This is a genomic window from Nonomuraea roseola (assembly GCF_039535395.1).
In the GTDB taxonomy this organism is placed as follows: domain Bacteria; phylum Actinomycetota; class Actinomycetes; order Streptosporangiales; family Streptosporangiaceae; genus Nonomuraea; species Nonomuraea roseola.
On record NZ_BAAAXC010000014.1, the window covers coordinates 75,682 to 97,475 of the forward strand.

The following is a 21,794-nucleotide window of genomic DNA, read 5'->3' on the forward strand; positions in this document are numbered from 1 at the left end:
CAGGATCAGGTGGCGGGCGAGGGCGCACGGCGCCATGCCACCCAGTTCCCCGCGTGGTTCTGGTTGCTGATCACAGGCCACCAGCCCTTGGGCGCTGCGGGCCAGGTGCTCTGGCTCGGCGTTCCCGCCCGCCACGGGACCACGACGAGGGTCACGTCGGGCGGGAGCCAGTCGGGCCTGCGCAGGTCGACGGGGACCAGCCTGGTCGGCACCTGGACCGCGTGCGAGACCCAGATGCGCCAGTGCAGCCCCTCGTAGCTGATGCCCACCCTGTCCTCCGGACGTAGGCCCGCGGGGGTGAGGTCGGTGGCGAAACTCAGCACGTTGCCCCACGGCGCGGAGACCTTCGCCACGGTCACTCCCGCGATCGCGCACTCGGCCGCCACGCACGCCGCGGCGATGACGGCCAGCCCCTTTCTCCGAGGCAGCGTGGCCCTCACCAGCGCGGCCAGCGTGAGCGCGAGCACAGCGGTCAGCGTGGCCAGGCCGAGGTTGAGCGACTCCCAGTTCCAGGTGAGAAAGGAGATCTCGGGGAAGTCGAACACGCCGAAGAAGTCGCGGGCCAGTCGCTCGCCCGCGTGCATCCTGACGATCGCCATCGTCGCCAGGGTGAGGGCCGCGGTCGCGAGCACCGCCCTGAGCGCCACCGCGCGGCGGGCGCGGGTCAGCACCGTCAGCCCCACGACGAGGAGCACGGGCGTCAGGCAGGCCAGATACCTGCCGTAGGCGAGGTTGGCGACGGTGCCCTCGCTCGGCAGAGCGGCCGCCGTGGCCAGGGCGACACCGGCCACCGCGGCCACCGTGGCGCCCGCCACCAGCCGGTCCGCCGAAGGCGCGCCCCGCCGCAGCACGAGGGCGGCCAGCGCGACCAGGCCGACGCCCGCCAGTCCCCAGGTCGCGACGATCGCGTGCCAGAGCTGGCCCGTGGCCACCGACAGCGTCCACGCCAGGCCGTCCCAGCTGGTCAGCCGGGTGGTGAGCCAGTCCCCGAGCGGCGCGACGCCGCTCGGGTAGATCTGGTGCCGCACCCACGTGTTCAGCGCCCAGCCGAGGCCGGCTCCTGCCGCCGCGACGGCGGCCGCAGGCCAGAGGTCACGTCGGGCCGTACGGCCACGCAGGGCGGCCACAAGGGCGAGCAGGCAGGCGTGCACGCCGAGGAGGATGAGCCCGCGCGCGTGCGTGCTGTAGGCGAAGGCGACCGTCGCGCTCGCCGCGACGGCGTGGGACCTGCCGCCGCCGTCCAGCCAGGTGTGCAGCAGGAGCAGCCAGCCGAGGACGATCACCGGCAGGACGGCGTCGGTGAGCGCGAACTGGGAGTAGTACACCGCGGAGGGAATGAGCGCGGTGACGTGGGCGAGCACATAGGCCCTGCCCTTCGGCAGCCCGATCCGCCGGAGCGCGAGATAGGCCAGGACCAGCAGCCCCGCCCCGACCATCGCGTTGATGACGATGACCAGGCGATAGACGGTTGCGGGATCGTCGCTGAGCCAGTACGCCGGGGCGATGAGCAGCGGATAGCCGCCCTGGTAGAACGTCCGCCAGGACAGATCGCTCGCGGCGCCGCCCGACAGCAGCCGCGCGGCCAGCAGATATCCGGACTCATCGGGAATCAGCAAGGGCACCGCGTGCTGAAATCCGAGGATGACGCGAAGAGCGGCCTGGGCCAGCCACCCTGCCACGAGAGCGGAGATCCACGACCGCTCCCTGACGGGCGAAGGAGTGAGAATCGACGGGATACTGACGCTCGCTGGTCCCACAATGGCCCCTGAGGAAAAGACACGACTGGCTGGTGACGGCCGCACCATATCCCCGGAGGTTCGCCCTGACGGCGCCGGAACATATGGGTCGCGTATTCACGTGGCAATGAGTGAGTGAGCGGCCGTGCCCGGGATGTCCCGGACACGGTGCCGCGACTACTCCTACCGCCCGTCAGCCGACCGGCGGCGTGTTGTTGACGAAGGGCCTGCAGTTCGTGGGCCAGGTGTAGGTGCCTGTGATGACGCACGAGGTCTGGTAGACGTCCCCGTCCTCGGTGAGGATGGAGATGTGGATGTCGTTGCTGGGCGGCTCGCCCTGGTCCACGATCGTGGCCGCGACGACCGTCTCACCTCCGGGAATGAGCGGCGTCAGATCCTGCCAGGTCGGCGTCTTGCTCGAGTCCCTGACGAACAGGCCTCCGGAGACCGGGACGAGCAGGGTGAAGTACTTGTTGTTGGCCTGCGCGCTGTCGAGGCCCACACCGGGCCCCTGCGCTCCGGTCTCACCCGCGGGGCCTGTCGGGCCGGTCGGGCCGGTGACGCCTGTGGAAGGTCCTGCGGGGCCGGTCGGGCCGATCGGGCCGGTCGGACCGGTGCTGCCCGTGGAAGGTCCGGCAGGGCCGGTCGGACCGGTCGCACCTGCGGGTCCTCGCGGCCCCTCGGGGCCCCTCGGCCCCGGCGGGCACTTGCAGCCGCGGATGTGGCAGCGCCTCTTGCAGGGATCAGGAAAGGACTCCGAGAACTGCGTGAGGTGTCCCGGAGAAGCGGTTCCGACACCCGAGGACGACGCGCCACCGAGCCACTCCGAGCGGAAGGTGTCGGCCGAGGCGCCCCCGGACGTACTGAGGGATGAAGCGAGGACGATCGTCGCCGTGGCCCACGCCAAAGCTCGACCACCGAAGCGGAGATGATTCGCCCGCTTGGCACTAATTATGGACATCTTGCTTCCATCTGACGTCGAGGTTTCCGAAGAATCCATTTCACTACCGCGCCACAACGGCAGCGGCACGCAGGAGATACCCCTCGACTCGATAGAAAACCCGTGGTTTCTCGCCATTTGCAGGCAAAGGTACTTCAAGTCCGAATTAGCCGCCCGCGACGCCGCCTTTCCGCGTCGGCCCTACCATTCTTCATAAATTGTCCTATTTCATCACTTAATAGCGTCGGCGGGGAGGAGTCCGCCGCCGACGGCGAACTCCGCGGCGAACCGCGTCTCACCGATGGCCTCGACCGCTCCAGCGGCGATCCTGTCGACGTCCAGCCGCTCACCCCGTGGCAGCGGCACCCCCACCGACCGCCTGGCCGCCGCGGCTGCCCCCAGCAGCCTGGCGGCGTGGCCGGGGTGGCCCGCCAGCAGCCTGGCCCCCGCCAGCCCCTCCAGCGCCAGCGCGACCGCCCGCGGATCGCCCGTCGCCTCGGCGGCGGAGAAGCCGTCCAGCTGCAGGGCCGTGGCGGTGTCCGCCTGGCCCCTGTGCTCGGCGACGAAGCCCAGCTCGGCCAGGATCAGCGCGGGCAGGCCCGGCTCGTAGCCCATCCGGCGGTGCAGGTCGAGGACGCTGCGCAGATGCGCCTGCGCGGTGTCGAGGTCGCCCTCCCTGCGCGCCCCCATGCCGAGCCCGATCTCGGCGAACTGCTCGCCGAAGGTGTCCGACTGCTCGACGGCCAGCCGCCGCGCGCGCTCGTGGAACTGCCTGGCCTTCGGGTAGTCCCGCATCAGCAGGGCGATCCTGCCCAGCCCCGCCAGCTTGAAGGACACCTCCCGCCAGAGGCCGAGGTCCTCGGCCATCCGCAGTCCGTCGCGGTGGAGCCTCGCGGCGCGCTCGTAGTCGCCCAGGACCTCGGCCTCGGTGGCCAGCGGCGTCATGGCCTGGAGCTGGCCCCACTGGTCGCCGAGGTCCCTGAACAGCTCGAGGCTCCGCTCGCTGTCCTGCCGTACCGCGCCGAAGTCGCCGCGCAGCTTGGCGTGGAAGCTCCTGCTGCTCAGGGCGGCGGCGGTGCCCCAGCGGTCGCCGAGGGAGCCGAAGGTGGCCAGCGCGCGGTCGATGAGGTCCTCGCTCCGCGAGGGGTCGCCGATGCCGTAGGTGTGCGATCCGAGGAACCACTCCATCCTGGCGCGCCCGCCGGGATCGTCGACCTGCTCGTACGGCTGCAGCGCGGCGAAATGGGCGGCGAAATGGGCGGCGCCGCCGCCGAGCAGCAGCCTGATGCCGCCCAGCCAGGCCGTGGCCTTGGCCACCTCGGTGTCCGAGCCGCCCTGCCCCGCCGACAGCGCCATGGCGAGCAACCGCTCGGCCTCGCTGATCCTGCCGCGCAGGTACCAGTACCAGGTCAGCGCGTTGACCAGGCGCAGAGCCGGATCGGCCGCGCCGGAGCGCGCCGCGCTCTCCAGGGCGGCGCGCAGGTTGGCGCTCTCGGTGTCCAGCCGCCGCAGCCACTGCCGCTGGCCGTGGCCCCTCAGGTGCGGCTCCGCACGTTCGGCCATGCGCGTGTAGTACTCGAGGTGCCCTCGCCTGAGAGCTTCGAGCTCGCCCGCCTCGCTGAGGCGTTCGACGCAGTAGGCCGTGACCGACTCGAGCAGCCGGTAGCGGGGACCGTCCTGGCCGTCGGAGACGACGACCAGCGAGCAGTCGACCAGGCGGGCGAGCAGGTCGACGATCGTCGCGGGATCCAGGTCGCCTGCGGCGCAGACCTCCTCGGCGGCGGCCAGCGTGCAGCCGCCGGCGTGCACGGCCAGCCGTCTCAGCACCGCGCGCTCGTCGTCGCCGAGCAGTGACCAGGACCAGTCGATCACCGCGCGCAGGGTCCGCTGCCGTTCAGGGGCCCCTCGCGCTCCTGCGGCCAGCAGGCGGAACCGGTCGTCGAGGCGGGCCGCCACCTCGTGCACGCCCAGCGCCCTGACCCTGGTGGCGGCCATCTCCAGCGCGAGGGGGATGCCGTCCAGGCGTTCGCAGATCGACACGACCGCCTCGACGGTGCTCTCGTCGAGGGTGAAGGAGGGGGCCCCGGCGCTCGCCCTCGCCACGAACAGCTCCACCGCGCCGAAGCGGCGCGCGTCCTCGGGGCCGGGGCCGGCCCCAGGGGCGGGCAGCAGCAGGGGCGGCACCGGTCGCACGTGCTCTCCCGTGATGCCGAGGTGCTCCTGGCCCGTCGCGAGGATCTTCAGCAGGGGCGCCGCCTTGAGCAGGTGCTCGGCCAGCTCGGCGACCGGTTCGACCACGTGCTCGCAGTTGTCGAAGACCAGCAGGGCGGGCCTGTCGCCCAGCGCGTGGACGATCCGGTCGACCGGCGACAGCGGCCCGCTCACGTCGTCGCGCACACCGAGGACGCCGCCGACCGCCTGGTGCACCTCGGCGGAGGCGCGTGAGCCGCGCGACGGGGGCAGCGCGGCGAACTCGACCAGCCGTACTCCGCCGGGAAAGGCGCCGCCGGCCTGCGCGGCGACCGCCAGCGCGAGCCGGGTCTTGCCGACCCCTCCCGCGCCGGTGAGTGTGACCAGTCTGGCGGTCTCCAGCAGGGCGCGCAGCTCCCCGACCGCCTCGGCCCTGCCGATCAGGTCGGTGAGCGGGCTCGGCACGTTCGTCAGCGGGCGGACGGAGGTCGTGGCGGGAGTGGGCGCGGCGGTCAGCGCGGGGTCCTGGGTCAGGATCGCCTGGTGCAGCGCGGCCAGCTCGGGGGTGGGATCCAGACCGAGGCTCTCGGCCAGCAGGTCGCGCAGTTCGGCGTAGCTGCTCAGGGCGGCGCTCTGCCGCCCCGCGAGGTAGAGCGCGCGCACGTGCGCGGCGCGCAGCCGCTCGCGCAGCGGGTGGACGGCGACCAGGTCGCCGAGCTCGTCGGCCAGCAGCGCGTGCTCGCCCAGCCGCAGCCGCGCCTCGGCCTGCTCCTCCAGCGCGGTCAGCCGCTGCTCCTCCAGCCGCGCAGTCGCCGCCCTGGTGAACTCCTCGTCGGCGAAGTCGGCGAAGGCGGGGCCGCGCCACACCGCGAGGGCGTCGGCCAGGAGGGCGGCACGCTCTCCTGGATGCTCGCTCGCCCGCGCCCGAGCCGTCAGTTCCTGGAAGCGGGCCTCGTCGACCACGTCGGCCTCGACGCGCAACTGGTATCCCGACGGGCGGGACACGATCAGCTCCCTGCCGCCGGGCTCGGCCTCCTCCAGCACCCGGCGCAGCTGCCAGATCTTGCTCTGCAAGGCGCCGGTCGGGTTGTTCGGCGGCTTCGCGCCCCCACACGTCGTCGATCAGCCTGTCGGCCGGCACCGGCCGTCCCCTGTGCACGAGCAGGTCGGCCAGCAGGGCGCGGACCTTGAGCTCGGGAACCCTGACCGCTCGCCCGTCCTCCGTCCACACCCCCAGCGGGCCGAGTACCCCGAAACGCATGCGGTCACGGTAGCCCATCGCGCCCCTCAGGCCAGGGCCGGGTGGGCGGCAGAGGACCGGGAGAAGTCCGGGAGAACATCCACAGCGCTCCCCGCGACGCTGGAGCCCTCTACGGAAGGAATCCCATGTCATCGAAGAGAGCGGGAAGCAGGGAGTGGATCGGGCTGGCCGTGCTGGCCCTGCCCACCCTGCTGATGTCCCTCGACCAGAGCGTGCTGTTCCTGGCGCTGCCGCCCCTGGCCGAGACGCTGCGGCCCAGCGGCACGCAGACCTTGTGGATCATGGACGTCTACGGGTTCATGATGGCCGGCTTCCTGGTCACCATGGGCACGCTCGGAGACAGGATCGGCCGCAGGAGACTGCTGATGATCGGCGCCGTCGTGGTCGGCGTCACCTCCTTGCTGGCGGCCTACTCCACGAGCGCCGAGATGCTCATCGTCAGCCGCGCGCTGCTGGGGATCGCCGCGGCCACGCTCATGCCGTCCACGCTGGCCCTGATCAGCAACATGTTCCAGGACCCCGGGCAGCGCGGCAGGGCCATCGCGCTGTGGGCAGGCTGCTTCATGGCAGGCACCGCGCTCGGCCCGGTGATCGGCGGGGTGCTGCTCGAGTTCTTCTGGTGGGGCTCGGTGTTCCTCCTGGGCGTGCCCGTGATGCTGGTCCTGCTGGTGACAGCCCCTTTCCTGCTTCCTGAGTACCGCGACCCGGCGGCCGGCAGGCTCGACCTGTTCAGCGTGGCCCTCTCGCTGGCCGCCGTCCTGCCGTTCGTCTACGGGCTCAAGGAGATCACCCGGTACGGCTGGCAGCCGCTGCCGATCCTGATCGCGCTGGCCGGGCTGGCCGTCGGCGCGGTGTTCGTGGCCAGGCAGCGCGGGCTGGCCCATCCGGTGCTGGACGTCCGCCTGTTCCGCTCCCCCGCCTTCACCGCCTCGCTGCTGATCTCCACGCTCATCATGGTCGCCGTGTCGGGCAGCTACCTGTTCGTCACCGGCTTCCTCCAGATGGTCGAGGGGCTCTCCCCCGCCCAGGCGGGCCTGTGGATGGTGCCGTCGGCGATCGCCTCCATCGTCTCGGCGCAGCTGGCGCCCACCCTGGCCAAACGCTTCTCGATGGGGATCGTCATCGGCGCGGGACTGGCCATCACGGCGGCCGGTTACGTGATGATCGCCTTCGCCGGTCCCGTCGGCGGGCTGCCGTTGCTGGTCACCGGCTTCGTGGTCAGCTTCTTCGGCACCGGCCCCATCGGGGCGCTGGGCACCCACCTGGTGGTCAGCTCAGCCCCTCCCGAGCAGGGCGGGTCGGCGGCCTCGCTGCAGGAGACCAGCGGCCATCTCGGTGTCGCGGTGGGCATCGCCGCCCTCGGCAGCCTCGGCGCCGCCGTCTACCGCGAGAAGGTCGTCATCCCGGCCGGGGCCTCCTTCGAGGCCGCCCGCGACAACCTCGAGGGCGCGCTGGCGCTGGCGGGGCGGCTTCCCGCGGAGGTCCTGGCCGCCGCCAGGGCCGCCTACACCAGCGGGTTGAACACCGTCGCGGTCGTGTGCGCGGTGTTCGCCGCCGCCGCCGCGCTCGTCGCGATCGCCGCCCTGCGGCGGGTCGGCGCCGGCGGTGTGGCGCGGGAGAAGGAGCGGCCGCTCGAGCCCTCGGCGGCCGTCAGGCGAGGTTCAGCCGGCTGAGCTCGCGGCGGGAGCTGACGCCCAGCTTGGGATAGGCCTTGTACAGGTGGTACTCGACCGTGCGGGGGCTGAGGAAGAGCTGGGCGGCGATCTCGCGGCTGCTGTGTCCCGTGGCGGCCAGCCGTACGACGTGGAGCTCCTGCGGGGTGAGCTCCGCGACGGGGGCGGGGTGGGCGGCTCTCGGTGTCTCCCCCGTGGCGTGCAGCTCGGATCTGGCGCGCTCGACCCACGGGGCGGCGCCCAGCCGGGCGAAGGTCTCCATGGCCGCGTGCAGCGGGGCGCGGGCGTCGCCAGGACGGCGGGCGCGGCGCAGCCACTCGCCGTGGAGCAGCTGGGTGCGGGCGCGCTCGAAGGGACGGCCGCCCTGCGCGTGCAGGCGGAGCGCCTCCAGGTAGAGGCTCTCGTCGTCGCTCGTCAGCGCCCGGCAGCGCAGGGCCACGGCCTGTGCCCATGGCTGCCGGGAGGCGTCCGCCCAGGCCACCAGGCGGCGCAGCGGCTCCTGCGCCCTGTGCGGCTGCGCCAGCCGTACGGCGGCCTCGATCTGGTCGGGGGCGGAGGACAGCAGCACCGCGGCGTTGCGCCCCGGCCCCGACCAGGCGGCCTCCAGGCGGTCCAGAGCGGACTCGTGGTCACCGAGCGACAGCTCCAGCAGGCCCAGTACCGCCTCGCCCGTCGCCCGGTAGGCGCCGGGCGTCTCGCCTGCCAGGCGCCGGCAGCGGTCCTCGTCCCCCTCGATCGCGGCGATCCTGGCGCTGACCCCGTTGATCCACGCGATGCGCTGCTGCAGGCCGGTGTCGCAGGCGATCCCGACGGCCTCGGCGACCGAGGCCTCGGCGTCGCGGTGCAGTCCTGCCCACACCTGGGTCTGGGCCAGGATCTGCAGGACCTGGGGCAGCGCGCCGATGAGACCGTTCTCGCGGCAGCGCGCCGCCTCGGCGGCGGCCAGCGCCATGGTGGTGGCGTCGTCCCCGATGATCATTCCGGTGTAGAGGGCGCGCTCGGTGTCGGAAGAGGTGGACAGGAACTCCACCAGCAGCGGCAGGCCGCGCGCGTAGTCGGCGCGCATGAGGTGGGACAGGCCCTCGGCCATGGGGTCGGGCGTGCCGAGCGCGGCCAGCTTCCTGGCCGCGGCTGAGACCGCGCCCTCGTCGCCTGTGAACCAGGCGTAGGTCGCGCCGGTGCGCAGCATGGCGGCGCCCTGACACGGATCGGCCAGGTCGGCGCGTTCCTGGAGCAGGTGGACGGCCTGCTCCTCCTCGCCGAGCTCGAACATCGCCGCCGCGCGCGCCATGGTGAGCTCCGCGTCGGGAAGGCCGGGCTCGACGAGGCTCTCGGCCCTCTCGGCGAGGGCGGCCGCCTGGTCGGGATGCCCGCCCGACAGCGCGCAGGCCGCCGCCCTGGACAGCCAGCCGACCTGCTGCCGCACGTCGGTGCCGAGCCTGGCGGCCTGCTCGTACAGGCGGGCGGCGGCGACGTAGGCGGTACGGGAGGCCGCTCGCTCGGCCGCGGCGGCCAGTTCGGCCGCCACACCCGCGTCGGGCTCCATCGTGGCGGCGGGCAGGTGGTGCGCCCGGCAGTCGGCGGTCTCGGCGACCTCGGCCAGAGCCCTGTGCACGGCCACCCGCCTGGCCAGCGCCGCGCCCTGGTAGGCGGCGGTGGCGACCAGCGGATGCCTGAAGGCCACCCCCGACTCGCTCACCTGCATCAGCCCGGCCCTCTCGGCCTCCTCGAGGTCGTCGAGGCCGACGCCGAGCGCCTGCGCAGCCTTCAGCTGGAGCGGCAGGTCGCCCCTGCCCTCGGCCGCCGCGATCAGCGCCATGAGCCTGGTCCGCTCTGGCAGGCGGCCGATCTGGGCCCTGAACGACGAGAGCACCCTGTCGGCCACCCGCAGGTGCGGCTGCCCCGCCGCCCGGCCGCGCCTGGCCGCGGCGAACTCGATCAGCGCCAGCGGGTTGCCTTTCGACTCAGCGATGACCTGCTCGCGCAGGACCGGCGCGACCCCGTGCTCGGCCAGCAGGCTGATCGCGCTCCTGCCGTCGAGCCTGGAGGGGCGCAGCTCGGTCAGGCCGGGGGCGGCGAAGCCGTCCTCCCTCGTGGCGAAGACCATCGCCACGCCCTCGGCGGCCAGCCGTCTCGCGGCGAACAGCAGGGGCTCGGCGCTGGCGTCGTCGAGCCACTGGGCATCGTCGACCAGGCACAGCACGGGGCCCTCCTCCGCCAGGTCGGCCAGGAGGGTGAGGACGGCGAGCCCGGTGAGGAAGCGGTCATGCCCGCGTGCGAGGTCGGCCCCGAGCACCGCCTTGAGCGCGGCGGCCTGCGGCCCTGGCAGCGCGTCGAGGCGGTCCTGCAGCGGCCACAGCAGCTGCGTCAGCGCGCCGAAGGCGAGGTCGGCCTCGGGCTCGATGCCCGTCACGCGCAGCACGCGCAGGCCGAGCGCGGCCGCGCCGCCCGCCGCCCAGTCCAGCAGCGCGGTCTTGCCGATGCCCGCCTCGCCGCGCACCACCAGCGCGCCGCTGTGCCCCTGCCGCGCCGAGGTGATCAGGCCTTCGAGCTCGGCCTGTTCCGTGGACCGCCCGTAGAGCACGACACCTCCAAGTACCTGTGACCAGTAGATCCTACTGATGCGCCGAAACATTCCCCGCTCGTACGTTCGTCGGCATGAACGAACTATTCGAGCAGGTCACCCTGGGCAAGCTGGACCTTCCCAACCGCCTGGTGATGGCGCCGATGACGCGCAGCCGCGCCGCCGGCGGGCTGGTGACGGACCTGACGGCCGAGTACTACGCGCAGCGGGCCGGCGCCGGGTTGATCATCACGGAGGGCACCCAGCCCTCGGTGATCGGCCAGGGCTACATCGACACTCCCGGGTTGCACTCGCGTGAGCAGGCCGAGGAGTGGCGCAGGGTCACCGACGCCGTCCACGGGCGCGGCGGCCGGATCTTCGTCCAGTTGATGCACTCGGGCCGGGTCGGCCACCCCTGTCTCTACCCTGACGGCGCGCTGCCGGTGGCGCCCTCGGCGATCGCCTCCGGCGGGCAGATCTACACCCAGGACGGCATGCTCGACCATCCCACGCCCCGCCCGATGACGCTGGAAGACATCGCCTCGACGGTCGAGGACTTCGTCACGGCGGCCACGTACGCGATGGAGGCCGGGTTCGACGGGGTGGAGCTGCACGCCGCCAACGGCTACCTGCTCCACCAGTTCCTGTGCGGCAGCGCCAACGCCCGCTCCGACGCCTACGGCGGCTCGGTCGAGAACAGGATCCGCTTCGCGGTGGAGGTCGCGCAGGCGGTCTCCGACGCGATCGGGCCCGAGCGGGTCGGCATGCGCATCTCCCCCGCCAACGGCAACAACGGGATCAACGAGCGGGACTCCGCCGACGTCTACCCTGCCCTGATGCGCGCCCTGGCGCCGTACGAGCTGGCCTACGTGCACATCATGGAGTTCGGCAGCAGGGAGATCACCAAACTGGTCAGGGCCGCCTGGCCGGGAACCCTCATTCTCAACCCGCACGCGACAGGCCAGGATGCGAAGGTCACGCCTGAGGCCGCGGCCGCGGTGCTGCGCGAGGGCCTGTGCGACGCGGTCAGCCTCGCCTCCCTGTGGCTGGCAAATCCCGACCTGCCCGAGCGCATCAGGGCGGGGGGCCCGTACAACGAGGCCGACCCCTCCACCTTCTACGGCGGCGACCACCGCGGCTACACCGACTACCCGACGGTGGCCGCCCGATGAGCCTCCATGTACGGCACGCCAGGCTCTCGGCGCTCTCGCTGGCCGTGCTGGCAGGGCCGATGTCGTTCGGCATCGCGGGCCCCGCGCTCATCCTGGGCGACGTCGCCGAGGGCCTCGGCGTCTCGCCCGCGACGGCGACCTGGCTGGTGACGGTGTTCGGCTGGGGCATCGCGGTGGGAACGCCGCTGATGTCGGGGCTGGTCGGCCACCGCGGGGTGCGCGCCACGGCGGCGCTGTGCGGTCTGCTCGTCCTGGTGGGTTCGGCCCTCGCGCTCGTCGCGCCCTCCTTCCCCCTCCTGCTGGCCGGCAGCGCCGCGCAGGCGCTCGGCGCCGCCGGGCTGACGGGTCTGGCCATGCACCTGGCCGACTCCCCACGCAGGATGGGCGTGGCCACGTCCTCGCTCGCCGTGGTCGGCTCGGTGTCGCCACTCGTGGGGTCGCTGGTCAGTGATCTGCTGTCGTGGCGCGTCGTGCTCGCGCTGCCGGTGGTGGCAGTGCTGGCGGTGCCCGCCGTCCTCGGTCATGCGCGCCAGGAGCCTTCGCCCGGCCGGTTCGACGCGGCGGGCGCCGTAGTCCTGACCGCGCTGGTCACCGCGCTGGTGTTCGTCCCTCACCAGCCCGTGGTGGCGGGGATCGCCGCAGTCGTCGTGGCGGCGGCGTTCGCGCTGCACCTGCGGCGCAGGCCCGACGGCTTCGTGCCCGCCGTCCTGGTGCGCTCGCCCGCGTTCCTGGGCGCGGCGGGGCTCGCCTTCGCCCTGGCCGTCGGCAACTTCGCGCTGATCTACGCCCTTCCCGCCCGGCTGACGGAGCTGACGACCTGGACGTCCGCGCAGATCGGCGTGGCCATGGTGTGGCCGCTGCTGTTCGGCGGCGGCCTGTCGTGGTTCGTCGTGGCGGCCTCCGCCCGGATGCGACCGCGCCCGGTCATCGCGGCGCTGGTCGTCGCGGGTGTCGCGGCCGCGCTGACCGCGGCCTTCACCGGGTGGGCGTTCGGCCTGCTGGCCGCGCAGGCGGCCGCCTCGATCGCGGCCGCCTCGGGACAGGGGGTGCTGGCGGTCCGCGCCACCTCCGCCGCCCCCGAGGAGCACAGGGCGGCCGCGATCGGCCTGTTCAACCTGTGCTACCTGCTGGGAACCGCCTTCGGCCCCGCCATCGTGGCGCTGCTCGTTTCCGCCTGACAGAAGGGGCGACCATCATGCAGTTCGGAGTCTTCACCGTCGGCGACGTGGCGACCGATCCGGTCACCGGGCGCACGCCGACCGAGTACGAGCGCATCAAGGCGATGACCACCATCGCGATCAAGGCCGAGGAGGTGGGCATGGACGTCTTCGCGACCGGCGAGCACCACAACCCGCCGTTCGTGCCGTCGTCGCCGACGACCCTGCTCGGCTATGTCGCCGCCAGGACCGAGCGGCTGATCCTGTCCACCTCCACGACGCTGATCACCACGAACGATCCCGTGAAGATCGCCGAGGACTACGCGATGCTGCAGCACCTGGCCGACGGCCGGGTGGACCTGATGATGGGCAGGGGCAACACCGGCCCCGTCTACCCGTGGTTCGGCAAGGACATCCGCGACGGCATCCCCCTGGCCATCGAGAACTACGCGCTGCTGCGCAGGCTGTGGCGCGAGGAGGCGGTCGACTGGACGGGCCGCTTCCGCACGCCGCTGCAGGGCTTCACCTCCACGCCGCGCCCGCTCGAAGGGGTGCCGCCGTTCGTCTGGCACGGCTCCATCCGCTCGCCCGAGATCGCCGAGCAGGCGGCCTACTACGGCGACGGGTTCTTCGCCAACCACATCTACTGGCCGAAGGACCACTTCCAGCGCCTGATCGGCCTCTACCGCGAGCGGTACGCCCACTACGGGCACGGCACCCCCGAACAGGCGATCGTCGGCCTCGGCGGCCAGGTCTACATGCACAGGAACTCGCAGGAGGCGGTGCGGGAGTTCCGCCCCTACTTCGACAACTCCTCCGTGTACGGCCACGGCCCCTCGCTGGAGGAGATGACCGAGCAGACGCCGCTGACGGTCGGCAGCCCGCAGGAGGTCATCGACAAGACCCTGACCTTCCGCGAGCACTTCGGCGACTACCAGCGCCAGCTGTTCTTCATGGACGGCGCGGGGCTGCCGCTGAAGACCGTTCTCGAGCAGCTCGACATCCTGGGCGAGGAGGTGGTGCCCGTACTCCGCAAGGAGTTCTCCGCCCGCCGTGCCGCCGGCGTGCCCGACGCCCCCGTCCACCCGGCCCTCGGTGTCACCGGCGCCGGTGCGTGACCACCAGCGGTGGCGGCATCCGGCCCCCGCGCCGGCTCGACGAATCGCCCGCTCCGGCCGCAGCGACGACGACGCGGCCCAGAGGTCGTAGGCGATAAAACCTGCCCAACATGGGCACGGTGGCGATCGGCATCGGGCTACTCGCCGCTGCGACCGTGCCCTTCCCTCTCGGCTAGAACATGCCTGCATGACTGATGAGCGCGATTGACGCACCGCGATGAATCGCCGTCATGACGGTGACAACTCGGACGAATATCCCGGTCCCGTCTCGAAGGTGACGACGTCGAGCCGCGCATGAAAAACTCGGGGCGACATGACGGTCACCTTCGTCCACATTCGAGGGAATGGACAGGGGCCCATCGTGCCCGGCGGGAGGGCTGGGCGGCCCGTCGAGCGTCGTCGATTCACCGCGGAGTGGCCACTCCCGTCATGCGCGCGTTCACCCCACGAAATTCCGCTTGTCGGTGCATCTTTGGAAATAGCGGCTTCGCATAAGGTCCTCATCGCCGCCATTTAGACCCTTTGCAGCGCCATGCCCTCCTTTCTGTTCGAGCAACAAGTCTTGGCCTTTCCGTGGACGGCGGGCGGGCCTGTCCATTTCTGCCACTGGGTACATTGCCGACTGTCGCGGCCTGTCGCGAATTCACAGCTTCTTCAGATCGACCGACAGAAAACGGAAAGAAATGACGACAGAGACCATCCTTTCCCGGCACGGCGGACGTGTACGCAATCTGGCCCTCGCCACTCTCTTCACCAGCGCCCTCCTCGTGCCCGCCGGACAGGCGGTGAGCGAGGTCGGCTCGCAGGCCACGGCCGGTCAGCCGGCGGCCGCCGTCGCCGTCGCCGTCGGGGAGAAGTCGCTGCTGAGCTGCCGCCGCTGCCGCCACGACCGTCACGACCCCGACGACCGCCACGACCGCGACGACGAGCACTCCTGCAACTGTCCTGCGGGCCCTCGTGGACCGCAGGGTCCGCGGGGCGAGAAGGGTGAAAAGGGCGAAAAGGGCGAGAAGGGCGACAGGGGTCCCGCGGGTCCCGCGAGCGGCTCCGCGGCGAGCATCGACTCGGCCTTCCATAAGAACTACAAGTACGTCGTGACCGCGCCGGGCGACGGAAGCACACTCGTCCGCGACCCGCGCACCACGCCCAGGTGGCACGACCTGTCGGATGTGGCGGGCTACCCCGGCGACGTGGTGGCGGTGTCGGCCGCGGTCATGAGCATGGGCGGCGACCTGCATGTGACCGTGCGCAACCAGACCGGGGAGATCGCGCAGACCTCCTGCAAGATCAACCCCGTACCCGGCCAGTACGCCGCCAACCCCGCGTGGCCGGACAACTGCGCCCCGTTCGAGAACCTGACTCCGCCGAAATAGCTCCCGCGCGGCTCATCCTCCGCGTGTGAACGCAGGGCCACCGCGTGATCGCCGGCAGGAGCCGGCGATCACGCGGTGGCCGCCGCCGTGATGTGGCTCAGCACGCACAGCCAGCGGCCCTGCCTTCTGACGAACACGTCGGTCGTCCACTCGTCGGCGTCGAAGCGTCTGCCCAGGTGGTGCGCGGTGTTCGTGACCCGTCCCGTGAAGAGCGCCGTGTCGCCGTAGCCCTGATCCTGGCCGGGCTCACGAGCTCCATGGTCGGGACTCGATCTGTCGGAACGCGTTCGCCACCGGCCCGCGCTCGGGATCCTGGACCAGACAGAAAGCCTCGCCCGACCCCACATCCTCCGCGTAGTGGAACGTCGTGGTGTCGTCGACAGCCCACATAACCTCGTACGCCTCGCTGGCACCACCACCACGAGCGGCATCGTACCGGCAGCTTCGACGCGGGCTGCCCGACGTCCCGGGGGATCCCCACCGTGATGTTCGGAGTACCGGAAGAGGGGGACCTTCTCGGCGACCGACTATGTCCGCCTGTCCGAGGTGCGCCGACAGGCCGCCATCCTCCGCGACACCGTCACCCACTTCTTCCAGTTCGCAGGGAGCGTCTGAGCTCCGTCTGGTCAGCGCGCTGTTTTGTCGTGTCCGGGGCCGGTAGAAGGGGACGACCCTTCGTGACCTGGTCGAGCGCGTCCTGGAGCGGTTCGCCGTACGACGTTGAGCTGGCACCCACCGGGACCGGCCCGTGAGCCAGGCCATTTCCGGGCTTTCCGGACCGGTCTACGTGCGCGGGCGCGAAGCCGGGTTTCGGGAGTTTCGGGACCCTCCATGCGCGCGGGCGTGTGCGGGACGGAGCCGCCGAGTGTGACCTGCAGCGCTCGTTGGCCGGGAATCTGCAACATTATCTGGCCGCATGTCACGGACAGCGATGTGTTGAGTTGGTCCTATCACGAGGGCGTTGGATCTCGGCGTCAGGGTCGATGAAGCGGCGGATCATCCAGGGGCAGGCGATCCGGTCGGTCTCGGGCCGGGCCCTGGTCACCTAGATCACGATGGGCCTCCGGTGGGGAGTTCGACGCGGCGGAAGATCCGCCACAGGGTCTGCAGTTCGATCCGCTCGGTTCGCTCCAGTCGGGTCCGCAGCATGCTGCGGTCTAGTAGTACGTCATGGCGATCGTTGACGGCAGGTGGGGCATCGGCCGGCCCAGGTGGCTAACAGCACCTGGAGCATGTTGAGAATCTTGTAGAAAGTCAGGCCGCCCCAGCCGCTTTTGGGCAGGTCAAGCGCAGTTCAGTGAGGAACAGACCCGAATTGGCGCTGCTGGCGAGTGTCATGCACGGCGTTTCCGCCGCCAAGATCGAAGCGGTGAGCGCCTGGCGTGACAGCGACCTGTTCAGCGACGTCGAACGCCTGATCCTCGCCTACGCCGAGGCGATGACCGACACCTCGCCCACCGTCACCGACAACATGATCTCCGGCCTGCTCGTCCATCTCACCGAACCGCAACTGGTGGAACTCACGACGGCCATCGCGTTCGAGAACCAGCGGGCGCGGACCTTCGCCGCCCTCGGCCTGACCGCGCAAGGCTTCAAAGAACATTGCGACGTTCGCCGTCGTTGACAAGAAGCGACATAGGCCGATGCGCCGCTACGGCCCACCGCAGCCCCTCGCGCAAGCCGGCTTCGTCAACAGGGGCGTACTCGACCAGCACGATCCCGGGATTGGCCCGCTCGGCGTCATCGAGCAACGCGACCCGTGCCGGTCCGATCCGCGCTGCGGGAATCACCGAGCACAGCGAGACCCGCCCCGGGCGGGGACGGGCACCGCGCCGGTAGGCAACCACGGTTGGCCCCAGCACCAGCGCGCAAGGATGCGGATCGGCCAATTCGGCGAGGTCGAGTCGGCCGAGCAGATCGGTCCCCAGCAGCCTCAGCCATGGGTACGCGGCGAGCAGATCATCCAGCCTTGCCATTGGGCCACTCTACGATGAGGCGTGCCTGCGTCGGCCTCGAGAGGGCCAGTCGCACCTCCTGGCCACGTACGCGTCCTCCCAGGACAATGAGGCCGTGTCGAGACTCGCGAACAGCCCCTGGTGGAGTGTGCTTGCGCGTTCGGTACCGGCGGTACCGCCGCCGCTGCCGCAAGTCGCTGCCGACGGGGTTCTCCCGGACCAGACGCAGGATAAGCGTGCGGATAGAGCGGACCGTGGGCGGGCGCCCAGGCCGCTTCGACTGGCACGTACGGGCATGCCGCCGTCTCATCAGATCGCGGTGCCAGCGCAGGACGGTATCCGGGCGGACGAGGAGCCGCAGCCGGCACAGAACCTCGCGGGGCAACGATGTCAGCAGGGCAGCCAGGAAGACTCGGTCCTCGGGCGCGAATCTCACCCTGGTGCCGGCACCGAGCTGTCGTTCGAGAACGGTGATCTGGTGACGCAGGACGAGGATCTCGACGTCCTTGTCTCGAGCGCCCATCGGCAGCAACCGCAGCGCGGCGAACGTGTTCGTGACGGCGAGGTAGGCCAGACGAAAGAGCACGGTCGATCATCATGCCGCACTTATCTCCTTCTCCTGGCGGCCGAATCTCGCACACGCAAGGCGAAGCCTGCAAGGCTATGACCTGGGCGGATGACATTGTCGGCAGGCGCAGTGCCGGCATCCGCGGCGCCGAGCGACGACAGCCTTATCTCACCGTGAGATCACCGCGAATATCCCTTTCAGGAGCCCTCCCACCACGGCTCCGTGCCCTCCTCGGCGACGAACTCGTGGAAGTCCATGTTGCTGATCTCCAGGTTGCACGCCATCGATCCGACCACGCGGCAGGGAAGGACGGCGGGCTGCCCCGGAGTGTCGTACAGGTCGACGACGGTCAGCGGTTGGCCGGGCTCAGCAAAGGTCCTGGCGTCGGCGAGCGCGACCAGCGTGGTGTGCTCCTCGGGCGGGACCAGCGCCGGGACCTGGCTCGGCAGGAGGCCCTCGAAGGCCCGGTCGTCGACGATCAGCGCTTCCAACGGGTAGTGCGCCACGTCGATCTCGTCCGGGTCCAGGTCTGCGCCGATCCAGCCATCCTCGTCGGCTCCACCCAGCTCGTCGAGCAGGACGCGCCAGCCCTCCTCGTCGTGGAAGGCGGTCCGGAGCAGCAGGGCCGCGGCGGTGGAGGGCAGTGCCGGGAAGGACCGGTGCGGCGGCGCCGTCGGCGCGGGGAAGGCCGGCCGGCCACCGTCTCCCCGGTACATGCCGCCCGTGTCCATGTTGCGCACCAGGTCGTCGAACGCGAGTGCGCCGCCCAGCAGGGCGGCCAGGATCTCGCCGAGCCGGACCGATGGGACCCGGACGCCGCGCCCGGGTATCGCCGCCAGGTCCACCAGCAACGGCCCATCCCCGCCGTACACCACCGGAATGTCCGCCAAGACGACGACCGGCGGCACAGGGCCGCCGTTCGCGACAAGCGCCGGGACGTTTCCGCCGTGCAGGTAGTTCCACCCGCAGTCCTCGATCGGGCGGAGTCGCACCCCGCTTCCCCCGACGACGAGCACACCGCCTTCCCCGCGGCCCCCGATCTCGTCAAGCAGCCCGCCCCAGAGTGCCGTGCCGTCCTCGTAGCACGTGCAGACCAACAACACTTCACCGGGCTCCGGCTGGGGAAGCTTGGGAAAGGACATGATTTTCCTCCGAAAGGCTGCTGTGGTCGCCTCGTCGTATTTGGTCCTGACCATGGTGATGCCTTCTGGATGCGGCAGAGATCAACAACCCTCGCACCAGGCCCTCTACCTCGACATCACCGCAGGTAGCGGCTATATCCGACTGAAGGCGCGGCGATCGGCCAGGCCCGCACCGGCCGCCCGGCCCGCTACTGCGCAACCCCTTGCCACCAAGCCGCCCACCGGGCCCGCCGCCGGACCACCGAGACCGCCTCGCGCGCGGCGCGGCTGCGCGAGCGCCTGGCCGGCGACGCCACTGACGTCTGCCAGCTGGCCGACGAACTCGCCGTGGCGATCGCCGCGATTCCCGCCGTCGACGGCGGCCAGTTGGCCCACCGCCTGACTAGGATCACCACCGCTATCAGCGCCACCGCCCGCGAGCACCAGGCCGTCGCCGCCGACTGGCGCCACGCCGCCCGCCTCCCGGACCCCGATTCGTCGCTCGCCGTCGCCCACCGCGGCGGGCGACGAAAGCCCCCGGTGCCGCCATCCCATGGTGAGATCTCACCGCGAGATTTCCGACTTTCCCGACACCCTTACGCGCGCGCACGCACGGCCCTCTACGACTCCTCCTGTCAGACAAGCCTGGCCGGCTGACGCCTATGAAACACGGCATCGTCCATTCCAGCGTGTCTCGTCCCGGTCGCCCATCGTCGTGAGACCGTGCGCCTCCCTCACCACGTCCGTCATCGCAGCGCCACGACCCCGGCATCGGTGCGGACGTAGAGCATCTCGTCTGCCTTCAGAACGGCTGCGCCACCCTCGTCATAGCTGTCGGACGGCTCCTCGACGAAGGCGTGCGGATGAGAGATCTTCGCGCCCGTCTCGGCAGCCCACAGGACGTCTCCGGTGGCGGCGTCGAGCGCGCTGACCTCGCCGAGGTCCGTGGCGGTGTACACGACCCCGCCGTCCACCTCAGGCGCCGCCGCGAGCCCTTGGAGAACCCGCGTCCAGCGCGTCGTGTTCGAGGGGATGTCGATCGCGTGCAGAACCAGGGTCGCGTCCGACTCCATGGAAGGGGTCGGCTCGCCACACAGCGCCGCACCGAGATAGACGGTGCCGTCTGCCACCGCGACGGCGCCGGCCGCATACGACTCCAGCGTGGGGTCGAGCCGGTGGCACCAGCGATCCTCACCCGTGCGCGGATCCAGGCCGACGATCTCCAACGCGTTCCAGGGCCCCGGATCGTGGCCCTCGTCCGAGTGGCCCCGGTCGCGTGGTAACCACACCAGCCCCTCCCCGACGACCGGATGGACCGGGGAGAAGGTCAGCCAGTCCTCGGCCCCCTCGATCTGGCGGAGCGGGCAGCCCTCGTAGGCGTCGTTCCGGTGGAACATCTCCTCGCCGGTCGCCGGGTCGAACGCGAGGAGCCCGCCGTGCGTGTGCTGCTCCTCGAACCCCAGGGCCGCGTAGGCCGTGCCCTCCTCGGAGATCGCCGGGCTCACGCGCATCCACCCGCTCCAGCCCTTTGACCAGACCAGCGTCAGGTCCGGGAGGCGGAACGCTCTGATCCCGGCGTTGAGTCCGTGGACAAGGAGAAGGTTTCCGACCACGGTCGGGCAGCCGTCGTCGTCGAGCCCCCGGACTAGATCTCCCGAACGCACATCGTGGACCTGAAGACCGCGCGCCGCCTCGACGAAGACCCAGTCATTCCAGACCGCCGGGGGGAGACAGAACGCCGCACCGTGCTCCCTCCACTGTTCGATGGGGTCGGCCCTTCGCCAGCGCTCGTCACCGGTCCGCGCGTCGAAGCAGTACACGCTGCCCCCCGCATCGGCCACGATCAAGGCGCCGTTCACCAGGAGCGGCGAGGCGACCACCGGGGCCGCCGTGCGAGCCGTCCATGCCTTCTTCATCGCAGCGCCACCACTCCGGCGCTCATGGGGGCCGTCCGCCGACTTCGAAAACTCATGTCATCCACACAAGATCATCATGACTGATTGAGAGCGACAGAGAGCGACGGATGGCCGGGGCGGGGCGGTAGCGGGTGTGGGTCGGGACCGCGCCGGATGGTCTGCCGGGTCTCACCCAGGCGGCCGCCGGACAGGGTGACCACGTCCCCGTCGGTGAGCCAGCCGGGGAAGCTTCCTCCGGCGAAGTGCTCCACCAGGCTGCAGCCGGGCAGCGTGCCCGAGCCGAACAAGTCGCCCGGCTGCAGCTCGACGCCTCGGGAGGCGTAGGAGATGACCTCGCCGAAGGACCAGTCCATGGCCGCCGGAGAGCCGGAGCCGATGCGCCGGCCGTTCAGCGAGACGGTGAGCTCCGCCGCGAACTCGAACTCGTCGGGGGTCACCAGGAACGGGCCGAGGGTGGTCGCGCTGTCCTTGCCCTTGGCCTGGCCGATACGCAGCTCGCCTTCCAGCATCTGCAGGTCGCGGGCGCTCCAGTCACACATGAGCATGTAGCCGGCGATGCTCCGCTGTGCCTCGTCCGGGGTGAGATCACGGCCTGGACGCCCGATCACGGCGGCCACCTCGAGCTCGAAGTCGAACCAGGCGCTGCCCGGAGCGATCGGAACGTCGTCGTACGCGCCGAGCACGCTGGAGGGACAGGCGAAGTAGAAGGCGGGGATCTCGTACCAGACCGGGCCCAGGCCGCCCGGGGCGCCAGCCGCCTTGAGGCAGTTGCGCATGTGATCGAGAAAGCACAGGCAGTCCCGGATCGACGGCGGCCGGGGAATCGGCGCCAGCAGACTGACCTCCTCGAGCCGCGCGACGGCGGCGGGGGCGGTCAGCGCCCGGTCGGCGGCCTCTCGAAGCTTGTCGCCATCGTCGCCGAGCAGGCCCAGCACGCTCTCGCCCGGTGGTAGCGCGTGGATGCGGCCGTCGTGTACGAGGCCGGTCCGCGCGCCCTCCGAAGACGCATATGTCGCCCAACGCATGACAGGAATCTATATTTTCTAAAATC

Annotated in this window: 18 protein-coding genes; 7 read left to right on the forward strand and 11 right to left on the reverse strand. The window is 71.1% G+C overall.

Translation table 11 applies throughout. The annotated features are described in order from the left end of the window. Positions 1–5: 5 nt before the first annotated feature. The 3 genes from ABFX55_RS18685 to ABFX55_RS18695 all read right to left on the reverse strand — a co-directional run bounded on the left by ABFX55_RS18685 (position 6) and on the right by ABFX55_RS18695 (position 5,940). Positions 6–1,616, reverse strand: a complete 1,611-nt coding sequence (locus tag ABFX55_RS18685) for a hypothetical protein (RefSeq protein ID WP_346122681.1) — start codon at positions 1,614–1,616, stop codon at positions 6–8. A gap of 313 nt (positions 1,617–1,929) precedes the next feature. Beyond that, positions 1,930–2,238 (reverse strand): hypothetical protein, encoded by a 309-nt coding sequence (locus ABFX55_RS18690; protein ID WP_346122683.1) that lies wholly within the window; start codon positions 2,236–2,238, stop codon positions 1,930–1,932. Positions 2,239–2,907: 669 nt separating this feature from the next. After that, on the reverse strand, positions 2,908–5,940 hold the full coding sequence (locus ABFX55_RS18695) for an ATP-binding protein (RefSeq protein WP_346122685.1): 3,033 nt from the start codon (positions 5,938–5,940) through the stop codon (positions 2,908–2,910). A gap of 312 nt (positions 5,941–6,252) precedes the next feature. On the opposite strand from ABFX55_RS18695, the gene ABFX55_RS18700 reads away from it, so the two are divergent. Continuing rightward, on the forward strand, positions 6,253–7,800 hold the full coding sequence (locus ABFX55_RS18700) for an MFS transporter (protein ID WP_346122687.1): 1,548 nt from the start codon (positions 6,253–6,255) through the stop codon (positions 7,798–7,800). Here ABFX55_RS18700 and ABFX55_RS18705 read toward each other — a convergent pair. After that, positions 7,778–10,384 carry an ATP-binding protein gene (locus tag ABFX55_RS18705; protein WP_346122689.1) on the reverse strand — a complete coding sequence of 869 codons (2,607 nt, stop codon included), beginning with the start codon at positions 10,382–10,384 and terminating at the stop codon, positions 7,778–7,780. The genes ABFX55_RS18700 and ABFX55_RS18705 overlap by 23 nt on opposite strands. Before the next feature lie 74 nt (positions 10,385–10,458). Here ABFX55_RS18705 and ABFX55_RS18710 point away from each other — a divergent pair, with 74 nt between their 5' ends. From ABFX55_RS18710 to ABFX55_RS18725, 4 genes are all read left to right on the forward strand, one after another. Next, positions 10,459–11,535, forward strand: a complete 1,077-nt coding sequence (locus ABFX55_RS18710) for an alkene reductase (RefSeq protein ID WP_346122691.1) — start codon at positions 10,459–10,461, stop codon at positions 11,533–11,535. Then, the gene (locus ABFX55_RS18715; protein ID WP_346122693.1) at positions 11,532–12,713 is read left to right on the forward strand and encodes an MFS transporter; all 1,182 of its coding nucleotides are present in this window, start codon (positions 11,532–11,534) and stop codon (positions 12,711–12,713) included. Before ABFX55_RS18710 ends, ABFX55_RS18715 begins: the two co-directional genes overlap by 4 nt. Before the next feature lie 17 nt (positions 12,714–12,730). Further along, positions 12,731–13,810 carry an LLM class flavin-dependent oxidoreductase gene (locus ABFX55_RS18720; protein WP_346122695.1) on the forward strand — a complete coding sequence of 360 codons (1,080 nt, stop codon included), beginning with the start codon at positions 12,731–12,733 and terminating at the stop codon, positions 13,808–13,810. A 683-nt stretch (positions 13,811–14,493) separates the two neighbouring features. Next, positions 14,494–15,183 (forward strand): hypothetical protein, encoded by a 690-nt coding sequence (locus tag ABFX55_RS18725; protein WP_346122697.1) that lies wholly within the window; start codon positions 14,494–14,496, stop codon positions 15,181–15,183. Between the two features lie 68 nt (positions 15,184–15,251). On the opposite strand, the gene ABFX55_RS18730 is transcribed toward ABFX55_RS18725, so the two are convergent. Together ABFX55_RS18730 and ABFX55_RS18735 are read right to left on the reverse strand one after the other, a co-directional pair. Further along, a complete protein-coding gene (locus tag ABFX55_RS18730; RefSeq protein WP_346122699.1) occupies positions 15,252–15,530 on the reverse strand; it encodes a hypothetical protein in 279 nt (92 codons plus the stop codon). A 572-nt stretch (positions 15,531–16,102) separates the two neighbouring features. Then, the gene (locus ABFX55_RS18735) at positions 16,103–16,228 is read right to left on the reverse strand and encodes a chromate resistance protein ChrB domain-containing protein (protein WP_346122701.1); all 126 of its coding nucleotides are present in this window, start codon (positions 16,226–16,228) and stop codon (positions 16,103–16,105) included. 270 nt (positions 16,229–16,498) lie between these two features. Here ABFX55_RS18735 and ABFX55_RS18740 point away from each other — a divergent pair, with 270 nt between their 5' ends. Then, entirely contained in the window at positions 16,499–16,807 is a 309-nt protein-coding gene (locus ABFX55_RS18740) for a carboxymuconolactone decarboxylase family protein (protein ID WP_346122703.1), read from the forward strand. Here the strand turns inward: ABFX55_RS18740 and ABFX55_RS18745 are convergent. After that, on the reverse strand, positions 16,776–17,159 hold the full coding sequence (locus tag ABFX55_RS18745) for a hypothetical protein (protein WP_346122704.1): 384 nt from the start codon (positions 17,157–17,159) through the stop codon (positions 16,776–16,778). The two genes, ABFX55_RS18740 and ABFX55_RS18745, sit on opposite strands and share 32 nt — an antisense overlap. A 298-nt stretch (positions 17,160–17,457) precedes the next feature. Here ABFX55_RS18745 and ABFX55_RS18750 point away from each other — a divergent pair, with 298 nt between their 5' ends. Then, positions 17,458–17,805: a hypothetical protein gene (locus ABFX55_RS18750; protein WP_346122706.1), complete on the forward strand. Its 348-nt coding sequence runs from the start codon at positions 17,458–17,460 to the stop codon at positions 17,803–17,805. Positions 17,806–17,903: 98 nt separating this feature from the next. Here the strand turns inward: ABFX55_RS18750 and ABFX55_RS18755 are convergent, their stop codons facing one another. The 4 genes from ABFX55_RS18755 to ABFX55_RS18770 form a co-directional block, all read right to left on the reverse strand. Next, positions 17,904–18,902 (reverse strand): DUF6924 domain-containing protein, encoded by a 999-nt coding sequence (locus tag ABFX55_RS18755; protein ID WP_346122708.1) that lies wholly within the window; start codon positions 18,900–18,902, stop codon positions 17,904–17,906. A gap of 78 nt (positions 18,903–18,980) precedes the next feature. After that, positions 18,981–19,382 carry a hypothetical protein gene (locus ABFX55_RS18760; protein ID WP_346122709.1) on the reverse strand — a complete coding sequence of 134 codons (402 nt, stop codon included), beginning with the start codon at positions 19,380–19,382 and terminating at the stop codon, positions 18,981–18,983. Between the two features lie 191 nt (positions 19,383–19,573). Next, entirely contained in the window at positions 19,574–20,743 is a 1,170-nt protein-coding gene (locus ABFX55_RS18765; protein ID WP_346122711.1) for a PQQ-binding-like beta-propeller repeat protein, read from the reverse strand. 74 nt (positions 20,744–20,817) lie between these two features. Further along, complete coding sequence (locus tag ABFX55_RS18770) at positions 20,818–21,768, reverse strand: fumarylacetoacetate hydrolase family protein (RefSeq protein ID WP_346122712.1); 951 nt, start codon at positions 21,766–21,768, stop codon at positions 20,818–20,820. Positions 21,769–21,794 lie beyond the last annotated feature (26 nt).